General features: G+C 46.1%; 18 protein-coding genes, 1 tRNA gene and 2 riboswitches. Of the genes, 10 read left to right on the top strand and 9 right to left on the bottom strand.

What is annotated here, in order from left to right; translation table 11 throughout:
* Positions 1–21 precede the first annotated feature (21 nt).
* From A3IE_RS0112680 to A3IE_RS20655, 7 genes are all read right to left on the bottom strand, one after another.
* Complete coding sequence (locus A3IE_RS0112680; protein WP_020395993.1) at positions 22–537, bottom strand: methylated-DNA--[protein]-cysteine S-methyltransferase; 516 nt, start codon at positions 535–537, stop codon at positions 22–24.
* Entirely contained in the window at positions 528–1,952 is a 1,425-nt protein-coding gene (locus A3IE_RS0112685; RefSeq protein WP_020395994.1) for an AlkA N-terminal domain-containing protein, read from the bottom strand. The genes A3IE_RS0112680 and A3IE_RS0112685 overlap by 10 nt, the downstream gene beginning before the upstream one ends.
* 78 nt (positions 1,953–2,030) lie before the next feature.
* Entirely contained in the window at positions 2,031–4,208 is a 2,178-nt protein-coding gene (locus tag A3IE_RS0112690; RefSeq protein WP_020395995.1) for a 3'-5' exonuclease, read from the bottom strand.
* Complete coding sequence (locus tag A3IE_RS0112695) at positions 4,205–4,579, bottom strand: response regulator transcription factor (RefSeq protein ID WP_020395996.1); 375 nt, start codon at positions 4,577–4,579, stop codon at positions 4,205–4,207. Before A3IE_RS0112695 ends, A3IE_RS0112690 begins: the two co-directional genes overlap by 4 nt.
* The gene (locus A3IE_RS0112700; RefSeq protein ID WP_020395997.1) at positions 4,569–7,328 is read right to left on the bottom strand and encodes a sensor histidine kinase; all 2,760 of its coding nucleotides are present in this window, start codon (positions 7,326–7,328) and stop codon (positions 4,569–4,571) included. The genes A3IE_RS0112695 and A3IE_RS0112700 overlap by 11 nt, the downstream gene beginning before the upstream one ends.
* Before the next feature lie 12 nt (positions 7,329–7,340).
* The gene (locus tag A3IE_RS0112705) at positions 7,341–7,535 is read right to left on the bottom strand and encodes a hypothetical protein (RefSeq protein ID WP_020395998.1); all 195 of its coding nucleotides are present in this window, start codon (positions 7,533–7,535) and stop codon (positions 7,341–7,343) included.
* A gap of 11 nt (positions 7,536–7,546) precedes the next feature.
* The gene (locus A3IE_RS20655; protein ID WP_020395999.1) at positions 7,547–8,647 is read right to left on the bottom strand and encodes a DUF294 nucleotidyltransferase-like domain-containing protein; all 1,101 of its coding nucleotides are present in this window, start codon (positions 8,645–8,647) and stop codon (positions 7,547–7,549) included.
* A gap of 223 nt (positions 8,648–8,870) precedes the next feature.
* On the opposite strand from A3IE_RS20655, the gene A3IE_RS0112715 reads away from it, so the two are divergent.
* From A3IE_RS0112715 to A3IE_RS0112750, 8 genes are all read left to right on the top strand, one after another.
* Positions 8,871–8,946, top strand: a tRNA-Phe gene (locus A3IE_RS0112715).
* A gap of 15 nt (positions 8,947–8,961) precedes the next feature.
* A complete protein-coding gene (locus A3IE_RS20660; RefSeq protein WP_033407094.1) occupies positions 8,962–9,261 on the top strand; it encodes a hypothetical protein in 300 nt (99 codons plus the stop codon).
* 110 nt (positions 9,262–9,371) lie between these two features.
* Positions 9,372–9,448: riboswitch (S-adenosyl-L-homocysteine riboswitch) on the top strand.
* A 25-nt stretch (positions 9,449–9,473) separates the two neighbouring features.
* Entirely contained in the window at positions 9,474–10,634 is a 1,161-nt protein-coding gene (gene metK, locus A3IE_RS0112725) for a methionine adenosyltransferase (protein WP_020396000.1), read from the top strand.
* A gap of 9 nt (positions 10,635–10,643) precedes the next feature.
* Positions 10,644–10,733: riboswitch (S-adenosyl-L-homocysteine riboswitch) on the top strand.
* Between the two features lie 19 nt (positions 10,734–10,752).
* Entirely contained in the window at positions 10,753–12,174 is a 1,422-nt protein-coding gene (gene ahcY / locus A3IE_RS0112730; RefSeq protein ID WP_425425140.1) for an adenosylhomocysteinase, read from the top strand.
* Positions 12,175–12,366: 192 nt separating this feature from the next.
* On the top strand, positions 12,367–12,600 hold the full coding sequence (locus A3IE_RS0112735; protein ID WP_020396002.1) for a MoaD/ThiS family protein: 234 nt from the start codon (positions 12,367–12,369) through the stop codon (positions 12,598–12,600).
* A complete protein-coding gene (locus A3IE_RS0112740; RefSeq protein WP_020396003.1) occupies positions 12,601–13,044 on the top strand; it encodes a molybdenum cofactor biosynthesis protein MoaE in 444 nt (147 codons plus the stop codon).
* A gap of 2 nt (positions 13,045–13,046) precedes the next feature.
* Complete coding sequence (locus A3IE_RS0112745; protein ID WP_020396004.1) at positions 13,047–13,541, top strand: SH3 domain-containing protein; 495 nt, start codon at positions 13,047–13,049, stop codon at positions 13,539–13,541.
* A gap of 77 nt (positions 13,542–13,618) precedes the next feature.
* Positions 13,619–14,743, top strand: coding sequence for a hypothetical protein (locus A3IE_RS0112750; protein ID WP_020396005.1), 1,125 nt, complete (start codon positions 13,619–13,621; stop codon positions 14,741–14,743).
* 5 nt (positions 14,744–14,748) lie between these two features.
* Here A3IE_RS0112750 and A3IE_RS0112755 read toward each other — a convergent pair whose 3' ends face one another.
* Together A3IE_RS0112755 and A3IE_RS0112760 are read right to left on the bottom strand one after the other, a co-directional pair.
* A complete protein-coding gene (locus A3IE_RS0112755) occupies positions 14,749–15,612 on the bottom strand; it encodes a CHAT domain-containing protein (RefSeq protein WP_020396006.1) in 864 nt (287 codons plus the stop codon).
* Between the two features lie 37 nt (positions 15,613–15,649).
* On the bottom strand, positions 15,650–17,377 hold the full coding sequence (locus tag A3IE_RS0112760) for an AAA family ATPase (protein ID WP_020396007.1): 1,728 nt from the start codon (positions 17,375–17,377) through the stop codon (positions 15,650–15,652).
* A 286-nt stretch (positions 17,378–17,663) separates the two neighbouring features.
* Between A3IE_RS0112760 and A3IE_RS0112765 the strand changes: the two genes are divergently transcribed.
* Both A3IE_RS0112765 and A3IE_RS0112770 read left to right on the top strand, forming a co-directional pair.
* Positions 17,664–20,273, top strand: coding sequence for a type I restriction-modification system subunit M (locus A3IE_RS0112765; protein ID WP_020396008.1), 2,610 nt, complete (start codon positions 17,664–17,666; stop codon positions 20,271–20,273).
* 1 nt (position 20,274) lies between these two features.
* A partial coding sequence (locus A3IE_RS0112770) for a restriction endonuclease subunit S (protein WP_020396009.1) occupies positions 20,275–20,914 on the top strand: 640 nt, incomplete at its 3' end.

Here is a 20,914-nt window from a genome sequence, read left to right on the forward strand (position 1 = left end):
AGGCTTTATATCGGGAACTTGCTAAACGTGCTTAACCTTTAGTTGATAAGGTTCAGTCTTGAGCTTGGTATTTTGCTCCAATGCCAATAACCACCTTTTCCGATCCAAGCCACCTGCATAGCCGGTCAATTGTTTCTGACTCCCGAGCACACGATGGCAGGGAATAATAATGCTCAAGGGATTTTTCCCGACCGCAGCACCCACTGCACGCACTGCTTTCGGTTGATGAATCTTGTGAGCAATATCACCATAACTACAGGTCACGCCATATTCAATGCCTTGCAAAACCTGCCAAACACGCTTCTGAAATGCTGTACCTTGTGCGGCTAAAGGCAAATCAAAGTGCTGCAATTCACCCGCAAAATAAGCTAATAACTGCTGTTTAGCGGCGCGTAATAGTGCAGTTTCCTTAGCTATCCAAGATGCCTCAATCCCGCCAAAATGACGCTGATCATGAAACCAAACACCGATTAAGCCTTGTTCGTTACCGGCTACAATGGTCTGACCTAAAACCGTATTAAATTCAATTACGTACACAAACCATTCCTCCAAATATACATCACCGCATAACTACGCCAAGGCTTCCATTGTTGCGCAATCGCTTCCGCTTGTTTGGCGGTCGACACCTTAAGCAGCTTTTTGATCCAATAATCATCGCCCAAAAAAGCATCCGGCCAGCGTAAAGTGCGCATAGCAATATAACTGGCGCTCCAAGGGCCAATACCTTTGATCTGAAGAAGCCGCTGATAGGTTTGTTGATAATCCGCACTACTCTCCAGCACTAATTCACCTTGCACGATGAGGGTGGCGATATGGCGTAAGATGGCCACTTTACGCGGCTGGATTTTATACGAGCTAAAGGTCTCATCACTGATGTTTAGAAAATCCTGTGCTAGCGGAAAGCGTTGATACAGTGCGGGATAAGGTGTTTCTACTTTGCAGGCGGCCAAGTCAGCGATACGCCCGACCAAGGTCAGGGCTGCTTTTACGGTTACTAATTGTCCCATGACCGCACGCACGGCAATTTCAAAACCATCCCATGCACCGGGGACGCGTAGACCTGTGGCAGGACTTGCTAACTCACCCAAGGCCTGATGAATCGTATCTGGCTCGCAATCCAAATCACACAGCGAACGCACCTGTGCAATCACAAGCGGAATCACCGCCTCCAAACTGTCAGAAATAGTGAGTTGCAAAGCGTTTTGCTTGGGATCAGGACTGATGCTGATCCAACCTTCGTGCCATTTGCCTTGCGTGTCAATTAAGGCCACCGTGCGCGAATAGGTTTGCCCGTCAACCAACTCCACACCTTTCAGGCAGCGTGTTTTGAAATAGCTGAGTAAATGCGACCAATCGAGTGGCGGACGATAAGCTAATTTAAAAGTCATAGCACCTGCTTGAAGGGGCGAAGTACGTCGCCAAGCGTTGGGCGTGAGTTGGTAGTAGGTTTTGAAATGCTGATAAAACTGCGTCGTGCTACCGAAGCCCGCATAAATAGCAATTTTATGCACTGGCAATGGCGTATCAGTCAAAAGCGTTTTCGCCATTAATAAGCGTTGGGTACGCAAATAATGGCTCGGCGCTACCCCAAAAGCCTGCTGAAATAAGCGCCGCACATGCCGCTCACTGACCCCTAAACGTTTAGCCAATTGGGCCGTATCTTGCACTTTTGCCTGCTTGATTAATTGCGCGGCCTGATGCGCCAAAGTATGGGTCGCATCCATTTGTGATAAACCGGGCGCTTGCTCGGGTCGACAACGCAAACAAGGGCGAAAACCTTGTGCCTCTGCCAAAGCGGCTGAGTCGAAAAATAAACAGTTCGCTTGGCTTGGCGTTTTCACGCGGCAAATAGGTCGACAGTAAATCCCCGTACTGGTCACGCCAACAAAAAAACGCCCATCAAAACGCGCATCGTGACTGAGTAAGGCTTGGTAATAATCATGAGCTTCCATAAAAGAATTATACAGGGAAGCGGGTTAGTCGGTGTCCGGATTACGGACTTGAACCTAGCTTGACTAGCAAAAAGAACATTAATACTTCAACCTCGCAAAATACGTCTTCTGTGCTGCTTCCCTTGCCTGACCCAAGGTTCTAATGCCCATTTCATTTAACAGCGGAATCATTTTCAAGAATACCTCCGCAGTTACCATGGCATCACCCATGGCCGTATGGCGACCAATAATTGTGACATTAAAACGCTCAGCAATAGCCTCTAAACGATGCGATTCTTGGTTGGGGTGAATCACAGCGGAAAGCAATAAGGTATCTAAGACAGGATGATCGAATACCACACCAGTTGCCTGTTCTTTCACTTGCAAACAGCGCATATCAAAAGCCGCATTATGCGCGACCAGAACCGTGTCATTGGCAAACGAGTGGAATGCCGGTAAGACTTGTTGAATGGTGGGTTTACCTTTGACCATGTCAGGCGTAATACCATGAATCGGTATACCTTCGGGCGGAATGGAGCGTTGCGGATCCACCAATTGCTCAAACCCCTCTTGGTGCAGCAGCTTATTATTGACGATACGTACCGCCCCCACTTGAATAATTTCATCGCCAGCCGCAGGATTCAAGCCGGTGGTCTCGGTATCAAATACGGTATAGGTTAATTCCGATAACAAACAATCTTCCAAAGAACGGCTTTGTGCGCTGCTTTGGAATAAATCAAAATCGTAATATTCGGGACGACTTTCAGTACGCAAGAACGCATCCGAACTTAACTCTTCTTGCGGGGCTGCCATGGGTAGTAATAAACGAAAGAAAGCACGCCCGCCATCCGCCTCGCGTTCAATCCACGAATCACCACTATGCCGCGCCAATACATCCTGTACGGTCAAGGACATCGTTTCTGAACCTACTCTAATTTGCTCCATTTCCCAACCCAACACGGCTTTGGTATCAGGATAGTCAGGCTTCCAGAGCAAATCTAAATGCGCACGCTGACCAGCCGCTGCAAGACGCAATTGCAGCGCTTTGACACGGCATTCTTCGTGCAAACGTCCCGCTAAATGCACCATGGCCTGCAATAAAGAAAAACTCTCTACCTTGAGCCACAAACTACCATCCACTTGATCTAAACTGACTTCAATCGGCAACGCTGCTTGAATGCGTGTCGAGGCAGCATCCACAAAATCCGCGCCGAGCATATCTTCCAACGGCCAACGCGATCGCAAATTATTGGCAGACGACGCTTGCAATTCGTCAATTTTCTTGCCTAAACCCTGAATCTCTTCACGCACTACTGCAATTAAACGGTCGCGCATATCCGGCTCTAAATCGGGATATTCCAACACTTCAACCGCCGCTTGGGCATTGGCTAAGGCTGCACGACTGCCCTCGGTTAAGGAATACAACACCCGATCTTTTTCTGAATCATCTTCAAAGTCGCGGGTAATATTTTCCAGCAATAATACAAAACCTGTTAAATCCGGTTGCTCTGGTGCTAGGTCTTGGTTCAACACGGCACGGACTGGCGTCATTTGAATCCTTAGTAACTGTCCTGCCTGCGTGGTCGTCACGAATTGCGCCGACGGTGCTGAAGCTCCGCGCTTGAGGCGGGTTTGGATATTTTCCAAAGCATGAGTGACTAATTTCCGATCCAACACCCCATAAATAGACCGACCCAAGCCCATTAATTCCACACCACCCGCGACGGCTGGTGCTTTGGATAAGGCTTTAAATTGCATCCGAGCGCGATTGTTATAGAGCAAAATGCGCCCATCTAAATTGCATACCACCACACTCTTAGTCAGCTCCGACATCAAGGCTGCTAAACGACTTTTTTCCAATTCAGTATTACGACTCGCCTCTTGGACGCGTTGATCCATTTCAGTACGTAAGGCTTCCCGTTGATCCACAAGCTGATTAATCACTTCGGTTAATTGGCGATTTTCGGCAGTGCCTTGCGGGGTGAGGCGACGTTTGACGTCAGTGCCCAGTAAGACTTTGGCATCCTCTGCCAAACGGGCGGGTGCGGTTTTGAACTCAGCAATCAAACGCTTTAAGACTACGCCGACGGCCACTAAGGAAATCGCCCACATCATAATTAAGAGTACGGCGCGCGGCCCCACAGCGGTAATCACCGCTTGGCGTTCATTTTCTTCCAATGACGCCCAAATCAGACCACCCGTAACCCCTAACCACAATAAACATACTAAACCAACGACACCTACCCCCATCCACATCCGCCAATCGACACGCCTCATGCTAGCCCCTCCAATAGCTCTTTCACTTTTTGAGCGAGTTCTTTGGTAGAAAACGGCTTGACCATATAAGCATCCGCGCCTAGAGCCATTCCTTTAGCAATATCGGTATCACGCCCTTTCGCCGTGAGCATCAGAATTAAAGTGTTTTTATAATCCGCGTTAGAACGCACTTCATTGCAAACTTCATAGCCCGTTTTTTTAGGCATCATCGCATCCAGCAACACCAGATCAGGTTTTTCGCGTGCAATCGTATCGAGTGCTTCTTGGCCATCTTTCGCGACCACCACTTGATAACCTTCGCGCTTCATCAAAAACTCGAGCGACAACAAAATATTCGGCTCATCGTCCGCAATTAAAACTTTACGCGCCATCGGTTTCCTCCTCCTCATGTCGTTGTGATTCTAGCGTTTGACGTGGCAAGAAAAAGCCAAAAGTCGCACCCTCGCCAAAGATAGAATGTAGCCACATTCGCCCACCGAAATGCTCTACGATTTCGCGGCTAATGGGCAAACCCAAACCCGTGCCTTGTGGGCGATTATCCGCATCACCCGCTTGGCGAAACTTCTCAAACACTTGCGCCTGTTGTTCAGCACGAATGCCTTGGCCATTGTCCTGAACCTCGATCGTAACGCCCTCAGGTGCATCTTGTATATTCACAATGACGCGCCCCGTGCCACTGGGTACAAACTTCAGGGCATTCGACAACAGATTCAGCATCACCTGCACCAAACGATCTGCATCCGCTCGGATCGCTGGGACAGGGTTTGTGCCCTGTACGATTAACTCAACGTCACGCTCACGATAACTGCCGGAAATACTATTCACGGCCTGCTGGACAATCGCGTGCATATCAATATCACTGTTATGCCATTCCGCGTGCCCTGCCTCAATCTTAGCCATATCCAAAACTTGATTAACCAGCCGCCCCAAACGCTCGGCTTCCGCCACAATAATACTCAAAAACTGCTGGCGCTGTTCGGCTGGCATGTCCTCATCATCTAGCATCATTTCAGTCAATGCACGGATCGATGTCAAAGGAGTACGTAATTCATGGGTCACCGACGACATAAAATCATCTTTTAAATGATCAAGACTTTTGAGTTGCTCATTCGCGGCGCGCAATTCGGCAGTCGCACGTTCTAAGGAAGCCGATTTTTCTTCCAAGGCTTGCGAGTAAGCGCGTAATTGCGAAGCCTCATCCAGAATGCGTAACACATCATCTACATTCAGCGCTTCTTCTTCGACTACTGAAGACACCATCACACGAGCTGAGGCACTACCAATAGCACCCGCCAATTGTGTTTCAACAAACTGCACTAAACGCCCATCGGGTTTAATCTGCTCAATCCGCCCTAAGCCACGCTGGCGTGCATATTCATTAAATAATTGCTCGGACTTTAGCTTACCCAAAAAGCGCTCCGTCAAGGAACGTAAATCACTCAGCTTTGCTTGTCCTTGCCAAAATACCGGATGGCTAGACGCTGTACGATCGAAGACATCAACAAAGAGTAAGGCCTGACTGGTTTCTGCCGCAGAAGGACGTTGCCACAAAGAAATTCCCACATAAGCGCTCACATTGGCGAATAAACTCCAAAACAGCGAATGGGTGAGATTATCCATCCCCGTTAAACCCAAGAACTGCTCAGGCTTAAGCCAGCTAATGCCCCAAGGGCCAAGTTTCAGAAAATCAGCACTCACCCAACCCGATTTCGCCAATGATGGCAACATTAAGGTATAAGCCCAGAACGCGAAGCCGAGCAATAAACCTACAGCTACCCCCGTATGTGTGCCACCTTTCCAATACATTCCACCTAAAGCAGCCGGAGCGAATTGCGCTACCGCAGCAAAACTAATCAAGCCAATACTCACCAGCGCATAAGCCTCACCGGCTAGATGAAAATACAGATAGCCCAGTAGCAAAATGCCCAGAATGGCACTGCGCCGAATGAATAATAAAAGCTGGGTTAAATCACCACTCGAGCGCTCTTGGAAACGTTTAGTACGCAATAACACCGGCATCACCAAATCATTGCAGACCATGGTTGATACTGCGATAGCTTCAACAATAACCATGCCAGTTGATGCAGACAAGCCCCCCACAAACACCAATAACGCTAGATAGGTGTAGCCATGCTCCAACGGCAACGATAAAACAAATAATTCAGGGTTCGCTTCACCCACGCCAAAATGGAGTAACCCGCCTAAGGCTATCGGCAATACGAAAATATTAATCAGCAACAGGTAAAGCGGAAACACCCATACCGCACGCTTCAAATAGCGCTCATCGACATTTTCCACTACCATGACTTGGAATTGGCGCGGTAAAAAAATCACCGACAGCATCGCGAGCAATAACAGCGCAAACCATTGTGAATAGGCATAAGTGCTAGTTTGTTTAAAATTCAGCAATCCCGCTAATGTTTCATTGGCGTGAGCTTGGCTGAAAATATCGCTGAAGCCATTGAATAAGCCATAAGTGACGAAAATGCCTACCGCGAGAAAAGCCACCAATTTGATCACCGATTCAAAAGCAATCGCCGCCACCATACCTTCGTGGCGTTCGGTGCTATCCAAATGGCGCGTGCCAAACATAATCGTGAAACCGGCTAAAGCCAATGCCACGTATAAGGTACTGTCTTGCCACCAGAACGGCTTTTCTACAAGGGTCGTAACAGGCACCGTTAACGCCGCATAGGCACTAGAAATACCTTTTAATTGCAAAGCAATATAAGGCACAATGCCAACTACGGTAATCAGCGTCACCAAGCCCGCCAACCACGGGCTTTTGCCATAACGGCTGCCAATAAAGTCGGCAATCGACGTAATACGATAAGTTTTGGCAATACGAATCATCTTGCGTAGCACTAGCCACGCCAAAATCATCGCCAGCATGGGACCCAAGTAAATTGGTAGAAACCACACGCCCGCACTGGCCGCACGTCCCACGCTCCCGAAATAAGTCCAAGCCGTGCAATAAACCGCCATCGACAAGGCATAAATCCAAGGATTAGCAATGACCGATTGGCCCATGGCAGCACGCCGATCCGCCAACCATGCAATCACGAACAGCATCAATAAATAAGCGAAGGAGGCTGCTAATACGACTGATGGTGCAATCATGTGATCTGCTCCTTATTCATAGCGTTCCATCAACCACGCTAAGCCCACGATCAGCACTGCCCAAATCCCAAATAAAGCGCTGGGAAAAATAGGAAGCCCCCAAAGAAAGGCTGACTGATCCCATAAAGCCAATAGCGGAAAATTGAGCAAAGCCCACGCTAATAGAAATAATGCGACTAAGCGTTCGGCGGTCATACCTCGTAACATATTGCCCTCCTCTAGCCTCCAAAATAATCGGCTTGATAGCGTTTGGCTAAACACCCCTGTGCTTCAATAATTGCTTTAAACGCATACCGTAAATAACGCTGTTCCAAACTTGATACTTGCTCCAGCTCGATATAATGATCGGGTTCTTTGCCTTGCGCGATCTGCTTCGCTTGATTCCGCAAACGCAAAGTACTGATGAAATCAAATGCCTCACGCAAATCCGTCAACCGTGCCGCTTCCATACGATCTTTGTGTTGTGACAACTGCGATAAACGATCATAGGTATTTAAGATCGGCGAACCACTCGCTAACGCATACACGCGTGCTAAGTCAGTGACAGGTGCAATTCCATGTTTCTTTAAATTAACCACGCGCCGACCGTCCCCAAGACGCTCTTGGACAATATTTTTGAAGAAACCAAACGGCGGCTGAAAGCGCAAGGCATTGCCTGCCATGAATGCTTTAAATTGGCTATTGCTAGCAGCACGACGCAACATTTCCTGCTGTAAGGCTTCAAATAAATCGTGTGTACCATACAAACAGCGTAGGTCAAAAAAGATACTGGCGTTCAATAAGGCCTCAGGGCGTGGAACTTCAATCCATTGGCGGAATTGCTCACGCCATGCACTCAAGGTCATACGCCACGCAGGATTGGTCGCCATGATATTACCAGGGCAATATAGATAGCCACATTGCGCTAAACCATCACTGACCCAATTGGCTAAACTAAGGAAATACTCACCGTGCTCAGCCTCTTGGTAAGCATCGTGCAGCAATAAACCATTGTCTTGATCAGAATGTGCAGTTTGTTCTTGGCGCGCCATAGACCCTGCCACCACAAAAGCATAAGGAATGGGCGGCAAGCCGAATTGTGCCTCGCCCAACTGCAATAAACGACAGGAAATGGCTTCGCCAATAGCACTGATCGTATGAGCAACAGGATAAGCGCTAAAACGGGCGGCAACAAATTGTTGCAATAACAGCGGTACACACTGGCTCAGTGTGCATAAACTAGCTAGATCAGGAGCTTGATAAATAGCATCCAAGGATACTAAGGTTTTTAAAGAATGTGATAATGACGCGCACGAAGACTCTGTGCTAACCAGCTCCAAGTTCTCCTCCTAGTTTTAAGCGCTAGGCTAGAACAACACCCCTAGTCAGCCATTGATCAACCATCGACAGCACGAAGGGGGTTGTTAGCCTAACTATGGGTAAGCGTGAGCATAGCATAGTTCAACTGGATAAGCGCCTAGCGCTACGTCAAGACTTTTCGAAAAATAGGCACAGGCAAGTCTTGACAAGCGCTAACTAAACGGCTTTAATGGCGACCTTTCCGGCCGGGTAGCTCAGTTGGTAGAGCAGCGGATTGAAAATCCGCGTGTCGGCAGTTCGATTCTGCCCCCGGCCACCATTTTTATACCCTCATATGCCCAGCAAGCCTAATAGCTCCAGTACTTGCCCACTTTGTAAACGTAGTACTCCTATTACTTTTCACCATCTTATTCCTCGAAAACTCCATCGCCGTACTCATTTCCGCAAACATTACACCAAAGACATTTTGAATCAAGGTATTGATATTTGTCGCGCCTGCCATAATGGCATTCACAAGCTTTATGATGAAATGCACTTGGGGAAACATCTGAATACGTTAGAGACTTTGCAGGCGGATGAAGCGCTAGCAGCGCATTTTGCTTGGGTAGCGCGTCAGAAGATTAATTTATCGTAATCAAAACAAGAATTTTCATAGCCTACTGAGAAAAAGAATGCAGATGACATACTTTTACGCTATGCTTTCTACCCATTTTTCGAGCCCCACTAGAATACTCGGAAATTCCTCGGTCTGAGGAGCGTTGCAACGGGATTTCCCGCTAGGCTCAGATCGTTGACACAAAACATAACGGCGCTCAGTCATCATTAATAGTTTATAGGAGATTGATAATGACTGAGGCGTACTTGTTCACCTCTGAGTCTGTATCAGAAGGCCATCCCGACAAAATGTGCGATCAGATTTCTGACGCAATTTTGGATGCGATTCTGGCGAAAGATAAATATGCCCGTGTGGCTTGCGAAACCTTGACTAAAACCGGTATGGTCGTTTTAGCAGGTGAAATTACTACCACTGCTGAAATCGATTATGAAAACATCGTGCGTGGCGTGGTTAACGACATCGGCTATAACAATTCTGAAATCGGGTTCGACGGTCATACTTGTGCGGTTATCAATGCATTAGGCAAGCAATCGCCAGACATCGCAATGGGTGTAGACCGTGCTAAGCCAGAAGATCAAGGCGCGGGCGACCAAGGTTTAATGTTTGGTTATGCCAGCAATGAAACCGACGTATTAATGCCAGCCGCGTTAACTTATGCGCACCTGATGGTAAAAAAACAAGCTGAAGTACGTAAAAATGGTACGCTGCCTTGGTTACGCCCTGACGCAAAATCACAAGTTACCGTGCGCTATGAAAATGGCAAAATTGTGGCGATTGATGCGGTGGTTTTATCAACCCAACACAATCCAGAAATCAGTTTAGAAGACTTACGTGGCGCAGTATTAGAGCATGTGATTAAGCCTGTATTACCGGCTGAATGGTTACATGCTGGCACTCAGTATCACATTAACCCAACGGGCAACTTCGTTATCGGCGGCCCAGTGGGTGACTGTGGTTTGACTGGCCGCAAAATTATTGTGGATAGTTACGGCGGGATGGCGCGTCATGGTGGTGGTGCCTTCTCCGGTAAAGACCCTTCCAAAGTTGACCGTTCTGCGGCGTATGCGGGTCGTTATGTCGCGAAGAATATTGTGGCGGCTGGTTTAGCAGAGCGCTGCGAAATCCAAGTTTCTTATGCGATTGGTGTTGCTCAACCGACCTCCATTACGGTTGAAACCTTTGGGACTAACAAAGTCGATACCCAATTAATTACTAAATTAGTACGCGAACATTTTGACTTACGCCCTTATGGTATTACTAAAATGCTAGACCTATTGCGCCCGATTTATCGCGGTACAGCAAGTTATGGTCACTTTGGTCGTAACGATTTAGATTTGCCGTGGGAAAAAACTGATAAAGCCGCTGCTTTACGTTCTGCTGCTGGTCTATAACGTTTTCCTCAGCCTGAGGAGCGCTGCAACGGTTAGCAATAAATCTTGCTAACCGCTAGGCTCAGGCGATCATTCCTTGATTAACTGCGCTCATTCAATTGAAACATTCGGAGATTGAATGATGAACGCGAAAGCAAATACCACTCACGACTATATCGTCGCCGACATGAAATTGGCCGACTGGGGTCGCAAAGAAATCAAAATCGCAGAAACTGAAATGCCAGGGTTGATGGCGATTCGTGAAGAATACGCTGCCAGCCAACCGCTCAAAGGCGCACGCATTGCGGGTTCTCTGCACATGACGATTCAAACCGCCGTATTAATCGAAACCCTAAAAGCATTAGGTGCTGATGTACGTTGGGCTTCTTGCAATATCTTCTCAACCCAAGACCATGCAGCCGCAGCGATCGCAGCAGCGGGCACACCTGTTTTTGCTTATAAAGGCGAAAACTTAGAAGAGTATTGGGATTACACGCACAAAATCTTTGAGTGGGCGGATGGCGGCACACCGAATATGATTTTGGATGACGGTGGTGATGCGACCTTGTTATTGCACTTAGGCGCGCGTGCTGAAAAAGACTTAAGCATCGTGTCTGATCCAAAGTCCGAAGAAGAACAGTATTTATATGCTGCGATTCGTAAACGCGTACAAGAACAACCGAACTGGTATAGCAAAAACTTAGCCGCTATCCGTGGTGTGACCGAAGAAACCACCACAGGGGTTCACCGTTTATACCAAATGCACGCCAAAGGCGAACTCAAATTCCCTGCCATCAATGTGAATGACTCGGTTACCAAGTCTAAGTTCGACAACTTATACGGTTGCCGCGAGTCTTTAGTGGACGGTATTAAGCGCGCTACTGACGTCATGGTGGCAGGTAAAATTGCCGTGGTGGCAGGTTACGGCGACGTGGGCAAGGGTTCTGCGCAAGCCTTACGCGCTTTGTCTGCACAAGTATGGGTGACTGAAATCGACCCAATCTGTGCATTGCAAGCCGCAATGGAAGGCTACCGCGTAGTGACTATGGATTATGCAGCGGATAAAGCGGATATTTTTGTGACCGCTACTGGTAACTATCATGTTATTACGCACGATCACATGGCTAAGATGAAAGACCAAGCCATCGTGTGCAATATCGGTCACTTCGATAATGAAATTGATGTTGCTTCTTTGGAAAAATACGAGTGGGATGAGATTAAACCACAAGTGGATCACATTATTTTCCCAGATGGCAAGCGCATTATCATGTTAGCCAAAGGTCGTTTAGTGAACTTAGGTTGCGGTACAGGCCACCCTTCTTACGTGATGTCTTCTTCATTTGCGAATCAAACCATTGCACAAATTGAATTATGGACCGAACGTGATTCAGGCAAATACCCGATCAATGTTTATACCTTGCCTAAACACTTAGATGAAAAAGTCGCGATTTTGCAATTGAAAAAATTGAATGCGCAATTGACGCGTTTAACGGATCAACAAGCGGCTTACATTGGTGTATCGGTGAATGGTCCTTACAAAGCGGATCATTATCGTTATTAAGCTTGGCTTTAGCGTTTGAGATTAAAGGGCTGTTCTTTTGAACAGCCTTTTTTAAGTGTTGCTATTTTTTAAAAAGCTTTTAACCCCTCATCCTTCTAGTCTGCCAATAACTTCATCAAAACAAATAGTGAACTAGCCATGGTGCTGGCATACACTAGGCTAACCCTAGCTAGCTTTTACATAACCTGACTTATGACTATCAAAGTATTATTTTTTGCCAGCCTTAGCGAGCAGCTGGGGCAACGTCAAACGGAACTTCTGTGGCAAGCCGGACAAAGCGTGGCAGATGTTTGGCGCTTAAGTACTCAGCGGGACTTACCCGCCACAACTTTACTGGCTGCGCGCAATCAAACCTATTGTGACCTTCAAACCCTAGTGGCGGATGGTGATGAAATTGCGTTTTTTCCGCCAGTGACAGGAGGTTAAATGATTCGTATCGAAGTCACCGAACACGCGTTTAATCCTTGGGAGCTTGTCGCTGAGTTTCAGCAGCAACCCACCTTTATCGCCAGTCAAAGTGGTGCAAATGTTATTTTTGTGGGCACCATGCGCAATTTCAACGAAGGCGATACGGTAGAAGCCATGTGTCTGGAGCATTATCCGGCCATGACTCAAAAACAATTAGCCGATTTAGTCAATGCCGCACTAGCACGCTGGTCATTGAATCATGTGCTATTGGTGCATCGGGTGGGCGAATTACGCCCCAGCGATCCCATTGTATTGGTCGCGGTATGGTCAGCCCATCGTCAAGCTAGCTTTGAGGCCTGCCGTGAAATCATGGAAACCTTAAAACACCAAGCACCCTTTTGGAAAAAAGAGACCTTGAAAGACGGCACAACACGCTGGGTCGAAAAAAATACTGCAGGTTAATCATGAAAGCTTATACTAGCTTACTCATTTATACCTTAGTGCTGGCTAGTCCTAGCACTTTAGCTGCCTCCTTCATTGGCCCCAAAACCTATGCGGTAGTCGGTGTGAGTGGTACGGATTCATTGGCTTTACGCGCCCAAGCCTCTCGCACTGCACGTTTAATCACACGCATCCCCTTTAATGCTATTCAGGTACACAATCTCGGTTTACGCACTAACGGCTGGTGTAAAGTGGAATATGCCAAGGCTATTGGCTGGTCTGCTTGTCGCTATTTAGGTGAATCCAGCGGCGCACGCTATTACTCATCACAAGGTTACACTCACAAACTGCCCTTTTATCGCAGTGCCACGAAAAGTAGTGCTATCGTTGGCTACTTACCCGCCTATGAAACTGGTATTGAAGGACTAGGTGCTTGTATTGGAAATTGGTGCAAAATTAAACATAACAACAAACAAGGATGGGTACAACGGCAGTATCTGGCTAGCTGGCAGTTTTAAACCCTCAACGCCGAGAGATATACTTTGCGTGTATATTTCAGTTATGGTGTAACGCTCATTGTCAGCGACTCAATACCATGCAACTCGCCAACGAAGATAATTTGCGCCTCAACGTGCTTTTTGCTCAATCCGTGCAAGCTATTCGGATTAATGAAAGTACAATGACTTTATACGCCTTAACTGCTAAAGGCGAAGCAAAAATCAAACTCAATCCGACCACACGGGATGAACAGTATTTGCGTTGGATTCGAGAATGGCTTTCCTTAAAAGTCACTGGCTCGCCAGGGGGCTACCCAGTCTTTCTGCAACGCTGGACACGTACCGGACACGCCAATAATAACCTCGATCATATGTTACTCTTGGGTGAACCCGAAGCGGTTGTCGCGGTGGCTCATACCCCCCATCTAAGTCACGACATTGCTGCCCGAGCATGGTGGGCTAATCCATCAGCCGACACAGCACGACGCTTATTGGAAAAACCGGCTGTAGCACAAGGCGCACTCGGCAAAACCTTAGCCAGCTATTTATTAGAATTTCTACCCTTTGAAGAACAGACGGTCGATATCATCGACACCGTGCGACTATGCCTACAAGGCGAATTGATTTCTGCTGTCGAACGCGAACAATTATGGAATCGCGCCAAACGTAAAAATCCTTTCTATGTGGGCTTTTTATATGCGAACGCCAAACATATTCCACTCAATACGCCAGCCCATCCTCAATGCGAGGCAATGAATAAGGCTTTGCAAGATGAGTTAAACGCGAACAATCCTTTTGCGAATGCCTTACAGTACACCATGAGCGAAGGCGGGCAAAAATGGCTACAAACTCTGTTATTAGCCTTAGAAAAACCCAATGATCAGGAAGTAGTCATTGCCATATTCCGCGCTATTCAAAAACGCTTTAATCTGCCATTTCCTGAAACAAGAGGTGTGCGTCAAATCGAATTAGCGCAACAACGTGTTAGTGAATATTGCCAAGGTATTGATACGCCGTTTGCCCTGCAAAATGTCTTGGCGATGTTAAACAACGAGCAAAGCAACTACTTGCAAAACCTTTTGGTATTAGCGCAATTAGGTGAAGATACTTTGAATCCGATTTTTGGTGGCAGTGATGCCGTGGGTTCGGTCATGCGTAAGCATTTGCAGCCCTTGGTAACAGCCATTGAGCAGAGTGTTAAAATCTTGTTGGCAGAAAAGTGAATGGCTCACGACTCCCCACGCAATACGCGCATTTGCTGCTGAACCGATTCTAAATCGGCCTTCACTTGACGGATACGATAGTCTTGGCGTATGCGCTCTTCTTCACGAGTTTCCATATCTCGTTCTGTTTCTAAGATAGACAGTTTTTTGTATAAATTCTGTTCGCGTTCCTGTAATTGCTGATAGCGCATGGAGTGGATACCTGTTATGGGTGTGGCTGACTTAACTGGGATAAAGAACTGTTGTTTTGCCTCAGGCTGAGCACTGAACAAGCCCCAATCCCCTGCTTGCTGCGGATCAGTAGCGAGCACATCCAAGTCCAAACTGCGCGCGTGCCCTACACGGCTCGCAAATACGGCTGAACTGGCTCGTTCAAACGCTTGTTGGTAACTGGTCTGGCTGTGGGCATTCAATAGGTTTTTATAAAATTCCTGTGCAAATTCAACCGCAAGATCATCATTAATCGGCTTATAAGTGGCAATCACCAACCCCACGCCTGCGGCAAGTAAATCTGTCACTTGTGCCTTATTTTCACAACCATTCAGGAAGACTAAACGCGGTGGGTGCTGCCATGTTTTGAAGATAGCGGCAATATGGCGCATATACACTTCGCCATCATTTAAGGTCAAAGTAGTGGGTGAGCTATGCCCCGCATAATGCAAGACATCAATGCGATTTATGGTACGACGTAAAATAGTATTAAGCTCATTCAAGGTCAGATAAGGCTCATAATCAATCTCATAGCCTTGTGGTTTGTACTGCATAAATAGCGCTTTAAGTTGGCTTAACTCCTTAGGTATAGCTTCCAAAGGAACAGCTTGGCTTTTAGCACCCAACAAAACAAACAGATTTTGCTCCGTAGTACCCATAAACCCACCCTCCAACTAAAACCATTAAAAACTATAATTACCCTACCACGTTAACCCACTCTACTCTTTCACCATCCGCAATCACCAACCACGCACTAAGCTGTTGTAAGGCCGCAATAGTCGGCAATTGCAAGTAACCCTTAACTTGCTCAATGCCTTCCAGCTTCTTCTGCATCCAACCCTTTTCCCCCTCACTTTTCTTACTGTATTTCAGCTCAATCAAATGCTGATAATTCACCTTAAAAGGGCTGCGCTCCAACAGAAGAATATCAGGATAACGACGATTCATTTCCCGCTCACTATGAATAAAATAAGCAGAGGATTGATAGAGGAGTGTGAGCAGAATGGTTTTAATGTGTTGCTCATCCATCCAAATCGAATCACGGTTGGAGAGTAGTTTTAACACTTGCTCCAATTCGATCATTAATGGCTGAATATTATTATCTAAAGCTAATGTTTCTACGGCTAGCAAAATAGCACGGTCGGAAATTGTAATGTGATTACGCCGCTCCACTTCCACTTTGAAGTATTGAAAATACAACTCACGCATCACATAATTTGGAATCGTGAATATATCGCCCGAGAGGGTTTTGCGTTGTAAACTAATAAAGCCCATGTAAGCCAAAAGGCTAACAAAATCATCTCGATCAAAGCCCTTATCGAAATCAAACTTGCGCTGATAGCGCGCACTGACTTCACCTTGATTTAACAGCTCCTCTAACACCGTATAATTAGTATCGCGATCCCCAATACTAAACATCGCCATGATCTTGCCATAATCCGAGGCAATATTTTCATCCAACATATACTCAGGATAGGCGCAGCGCTTGTAATCAAAACGGTCTACAAAATACAGCACCATATCGGAGTTATACATAGCCTCAGGGGCGTTAAGATGGAAACGATAGCCGTTATACCAACGGCGTACATCGTCATATAGGGTGTTTTGATCTAATGTAGGACAAGTGTTTGCAATACTACTCAGTAGACCTTCAACTTCTACTCTATTAAAACCAATCACCTCATTAAAAACTTCTGTCAGCGATAAATTCTTACCAATATTAAAGCCACTGGTCATACTATCCAGCATGATAGGCGTAACACCTGTAATGAATAAACGATCAATAATGCCGCGCTGCGTGCCTGTTTTAATAGTTTCGTAGAAACTACGGACAAAGCCACCCTTACCGACGATGCTTTGGAATAGATTTAAGTCATTACCGAGTAAACTATTAGCAAAGTGATCGTATTCGTCGATGAGTAGTAGGACTTTCTGATCTTCGATAATACGTAGGAAATCTTTCATCTTACCCTGAGGGCTAGAGTCCACATCCATTGTAGCCAAACTTTCTGGACTATAACCATAACGAGTCAGGAAGCGCTTTAGCGCATTTTTTACTTCATGGTTAAAACCTTGATAAACACTCTCATAGCCCTGTTCGGTTTCAATCCCACTAAACTCCATAAACAAAATGGGATAACTGTTTTTTAAAGGTGTGGGATGCTGTCCAACGTGTAAATCAGCGAACAAAGTCTCAAAGTCATCCACATACTGGGTATCGTAATAATGCTCCAGCATGGAAAGAAACAGGCTTTTTCCAAAGCGGCGTGGGCGCAGTAGAATCAGATGTTCGCCCGCTTGTTCTAACGCTGCAATATAGTTAGTTTTGTCAATGTAAACAAAACCTTCGCTGCGTACTTTTTTGAAATTGCTCACACCATAGGGGATTTTTAGCGGCATCTTGGGTTCAATCTGTTTAGGCATTTGGATGCCTTAAATAGGATTAATAATCATCAATAACCATGTGGATAACTCTGAGCCATCACACCACTTAGTTTGATACTAACTCATTATTTTGTTTCGGCTCAAATCATTCAAGAAAAATGAGCATTATGATAGATTAATCGACCGTCATAGCTCCCATTCGTACTCATTAACTATGATTATTGCTCCCCCATCACTGCCGAACTTAGTATGGCGGTGTGATAAAAAGCAAGGTGCTCATCAATACTTGTGTCTACAAGCAAATTTAGTATTTCAAAGGTAAAACATGAATAAACAACAATTGGCTGCCAAAATCTGGGAATCTGCCAACCAGATGCGTTCTAAAATTGAAGCCAATGAGTACAAAGATTACATCCTCGGTTTTATCTTTTACAAATACCTGAGCGATCAACTGGTGCAGTTTGTCAGTGCTCAAGGCATGACTGCTGAGGATATTAAAGCCCTCAATGAAGACGATGCTGAAACAGTCGAATTTATCCAAAGTGCGCTGGGTTACTTTATTGCCCATAAGAACTTGTTCTCGACGTGGATCGACCCAACATCAGACTTTGATGAGTCCAATGTACGCGATGCGCTCTCGGCATTTAGTCGCTTGATTTCACCCACCTACAAAAAACTATTTGAAGGCATTTTCACCACTTTAGAAACCGGTTTAAGCAAATTAGGGGAAAGTGCGGGCAAGCGTACCAAAGCCATTAGTGACTTGTTGCACCTGATTAAAAGTATTCCCATGAATGGCAACCAAGGCTATGACGTTCTGGGATATATTTATGAATATTTAATTGAAAAATTTGCCGCCAATGCGGGTAAAAAAGCAGGCGAGTTTTATACCCCACACGAAGTATCGGTACTGATGTCGCACATTATCGCGCATGAATTAAAGCACAAAGACACCCTTAATATTTACGACCCCACCTCTGGCTCAGGTTCTTTGCTGATTAATATTGGTGAAGCCATTGCGCAGTACGCCAAAAGTAAAGACAACATTACGTATTATGCGCAGGAGCTTAAAGCCAACACCTACAACCTGACGCGGATGAACCTCATCATGCGTGGCATTAAAGCCAGCAATATCAAAACCCGTAATGGCGATACCTTAGAAGACGACTGGCCTTATTTTGATGAAAACGACCCACAGGGCACGTACCAAGCCTTGTATGTCGATGCGGTGGTGTCCAATCCACCCTATTCTCAACAATGGGACCCCAGCCATAAAGAAAACGACCCGCGCTACTCACGTTTTGGGCTTGCCCCCAAAACCAAAGCCGATTTTGCTTTTTTATTGCACGATCTGTATCACCTTAAACCTGATGGGGTAATGACCATTGTTTTACCACATGGCGTGCTGTTTCGTGGCGGGGAAGAAGGTGAAATTCGTAAGCAACTGATTGAAAACGACTACATTGACGCCATTATCGGCTTGCCCGCCAATATCTTTTTTGGTACGGGCATTCCCACGGTCATTTTAGTGCTTAAACAAAAACGCCAAAACAATGACGTGCTGGTGATTGATGCTTCTAAACATTTTATTAAAGACGGCAAAAACAATAAGCTGCAAAGCTCAGACATTAAACGCATTGTGGATGCGGTGATTCAGCGTGAAAACCGCGCCAAGTTTTCGCAAGTGGTGAGCAAACAAACCATTCGTGACAATGCTTATAACTTGAATATTCCGCGCTATGTGGATTCTTCTCCTGCGGCTGAAACATGGGATTTGCACGCCACTATGCTCGGCGGTATTCCCAATAGTGAAATTGCCAAGCTCAATGACTATTGGCACGCCTTGCCTGCCTTGCATCAAGCCTTGTTTACGCCTAAGTCAAGCGCTTATAGCGAGTTGGCGATTGCTAAAGCGCAAGTGAATAGCACCATTAGCGAGCATCCACAGGTGTTGGCATTTATTCAGCACTATAACCAAGCCTTTAAAGGGTTTGATGACTCTTTAAATGCTGCGCTGATTCAGGGTTGGGCAGATGTAAAGCGCAACCAGCAAGAAGCACGGTTAAGTGCTGAACTGTTTACTCGCCTCAAGCCGATTGCCTTGATTGATCAATACCAAGCCTATCAATACTTGAGTGACCAATGGCAAACCATCAGCGCCGATTTAGAAATGATGCAAACCGAAGGCTTTGCCGCCACCACCCAAGTTGACCCGAATATGGTTGTCAAAAAGAAAGACGGCAAAGAGGTCGAGGTACAAGAAGGTTGGAAAGGTCATATTTTGCCGTTTGAGTTGGTGCAACAAACCCATTTGTCTGATGACTTACAAGCCTTAGCGACACTAGAAAATCGTTTAGCTGAAATCAGCAGCGAACTGGAAGCATTGTTAGAGTCGCTTAGCGAAGAAGACAAAGAACAAGATACGGTGAAAGACAGCAAAGACGGCTTTGTTAACGCCGAGGTCAATAAAGCTGCCAAAGCATTTTTAAAAGAGCAAAAAGACAGCAAGCCCCTATTTGCAGAAGAGAGTGCTTTTTCAGAAGACAGCTACGAGGCGAAAATCATTCGCGCCAGTGTATTACTCGATGAGGAAAAAACACTTAAAAAAACCGTGAAAGAGGCGGCTGATGCGCTGCATTTGCAAACCAAAGCCACCACTGAAGACTTAAACCCTGAACAAGTGCATCATTTACTCCACCTCAAATGGATTAGCCCGCTGTGCAATGCCTTAGCCGCCCTGCCCAACGCGGTGATTAGCCAACTCACCAGCAAAGTACAAGCATTAGCTGATAAATACGCGGTGACTTATTCGCAAGTGGCTAGTGAGATTAAGGTGACGGAGCAAGCACTGGCGGCGATGCTGGGCGAACTGACGGGCAATGCATTTGACCAGCAGGGTTTGGCTGAGCTGACGCGCTTGTTAAAGGGTGAATAAGATGAGTGTGGAAAACAAAGTGCCTGCGCTGCGGTTTAAGGGGTTTAGTGGGGAGTGGGATAACTGTGTTTTAGGTGAAAACGCAAGATTTGCCAAAGGGCAAGGCTACTCAAAAGGCGATTTAGTTACGAGTGGATCGCCTATAATTCTATACGGACGGCTTTATACAAAATATCAAACAATAATTGATGGTATTGATACGTTTGTAACTGAGAAAACCAAATCCATTAAAAGCATCGGTGGAGAGGTTATCGTCCCTGCTTCAGGCGAATCACCCGAAGACATATCAAGAGCATCTGTAGTTAGTGCCCCGAATATAATACTTGGTGGTGATTTAAATGTTATTTATCCTAACAAAAAAATTAACTCTAACTTTTTAGCGTTATCAATATCTAATGGTCGTTTAAAAAAGGAGTTATCAGCCAAGGCGCAAGGCAAATCCGTTGTTCATATTAGAAATTCAGACTTAGCCGATTTAAGCCTAATTTTACCTAATACATTCTCAGAACAAATCGCCATCGGCAACTATTTCCAAACGCTCGACCGCCTCATCAATCAACACCAACAACAGCATGACCAGCTTTGCCATATTAAAAAAGCCATGCTGGAAAAAATGTTCCCCAAAGCAGGCGAAACTGTGC

This window comes from Thiolinea disciformis DSM 14473 (genome assembly GCF_000371925.1).
In the GTDB taxonomy this organism is placed as follows: domain Bacteria; phylum Pseudomonadota; class Gammaproteobacteria; order Thiotrichales; family Thiotrichaceae; genus Thiolinea; species Thiolinea disciformis.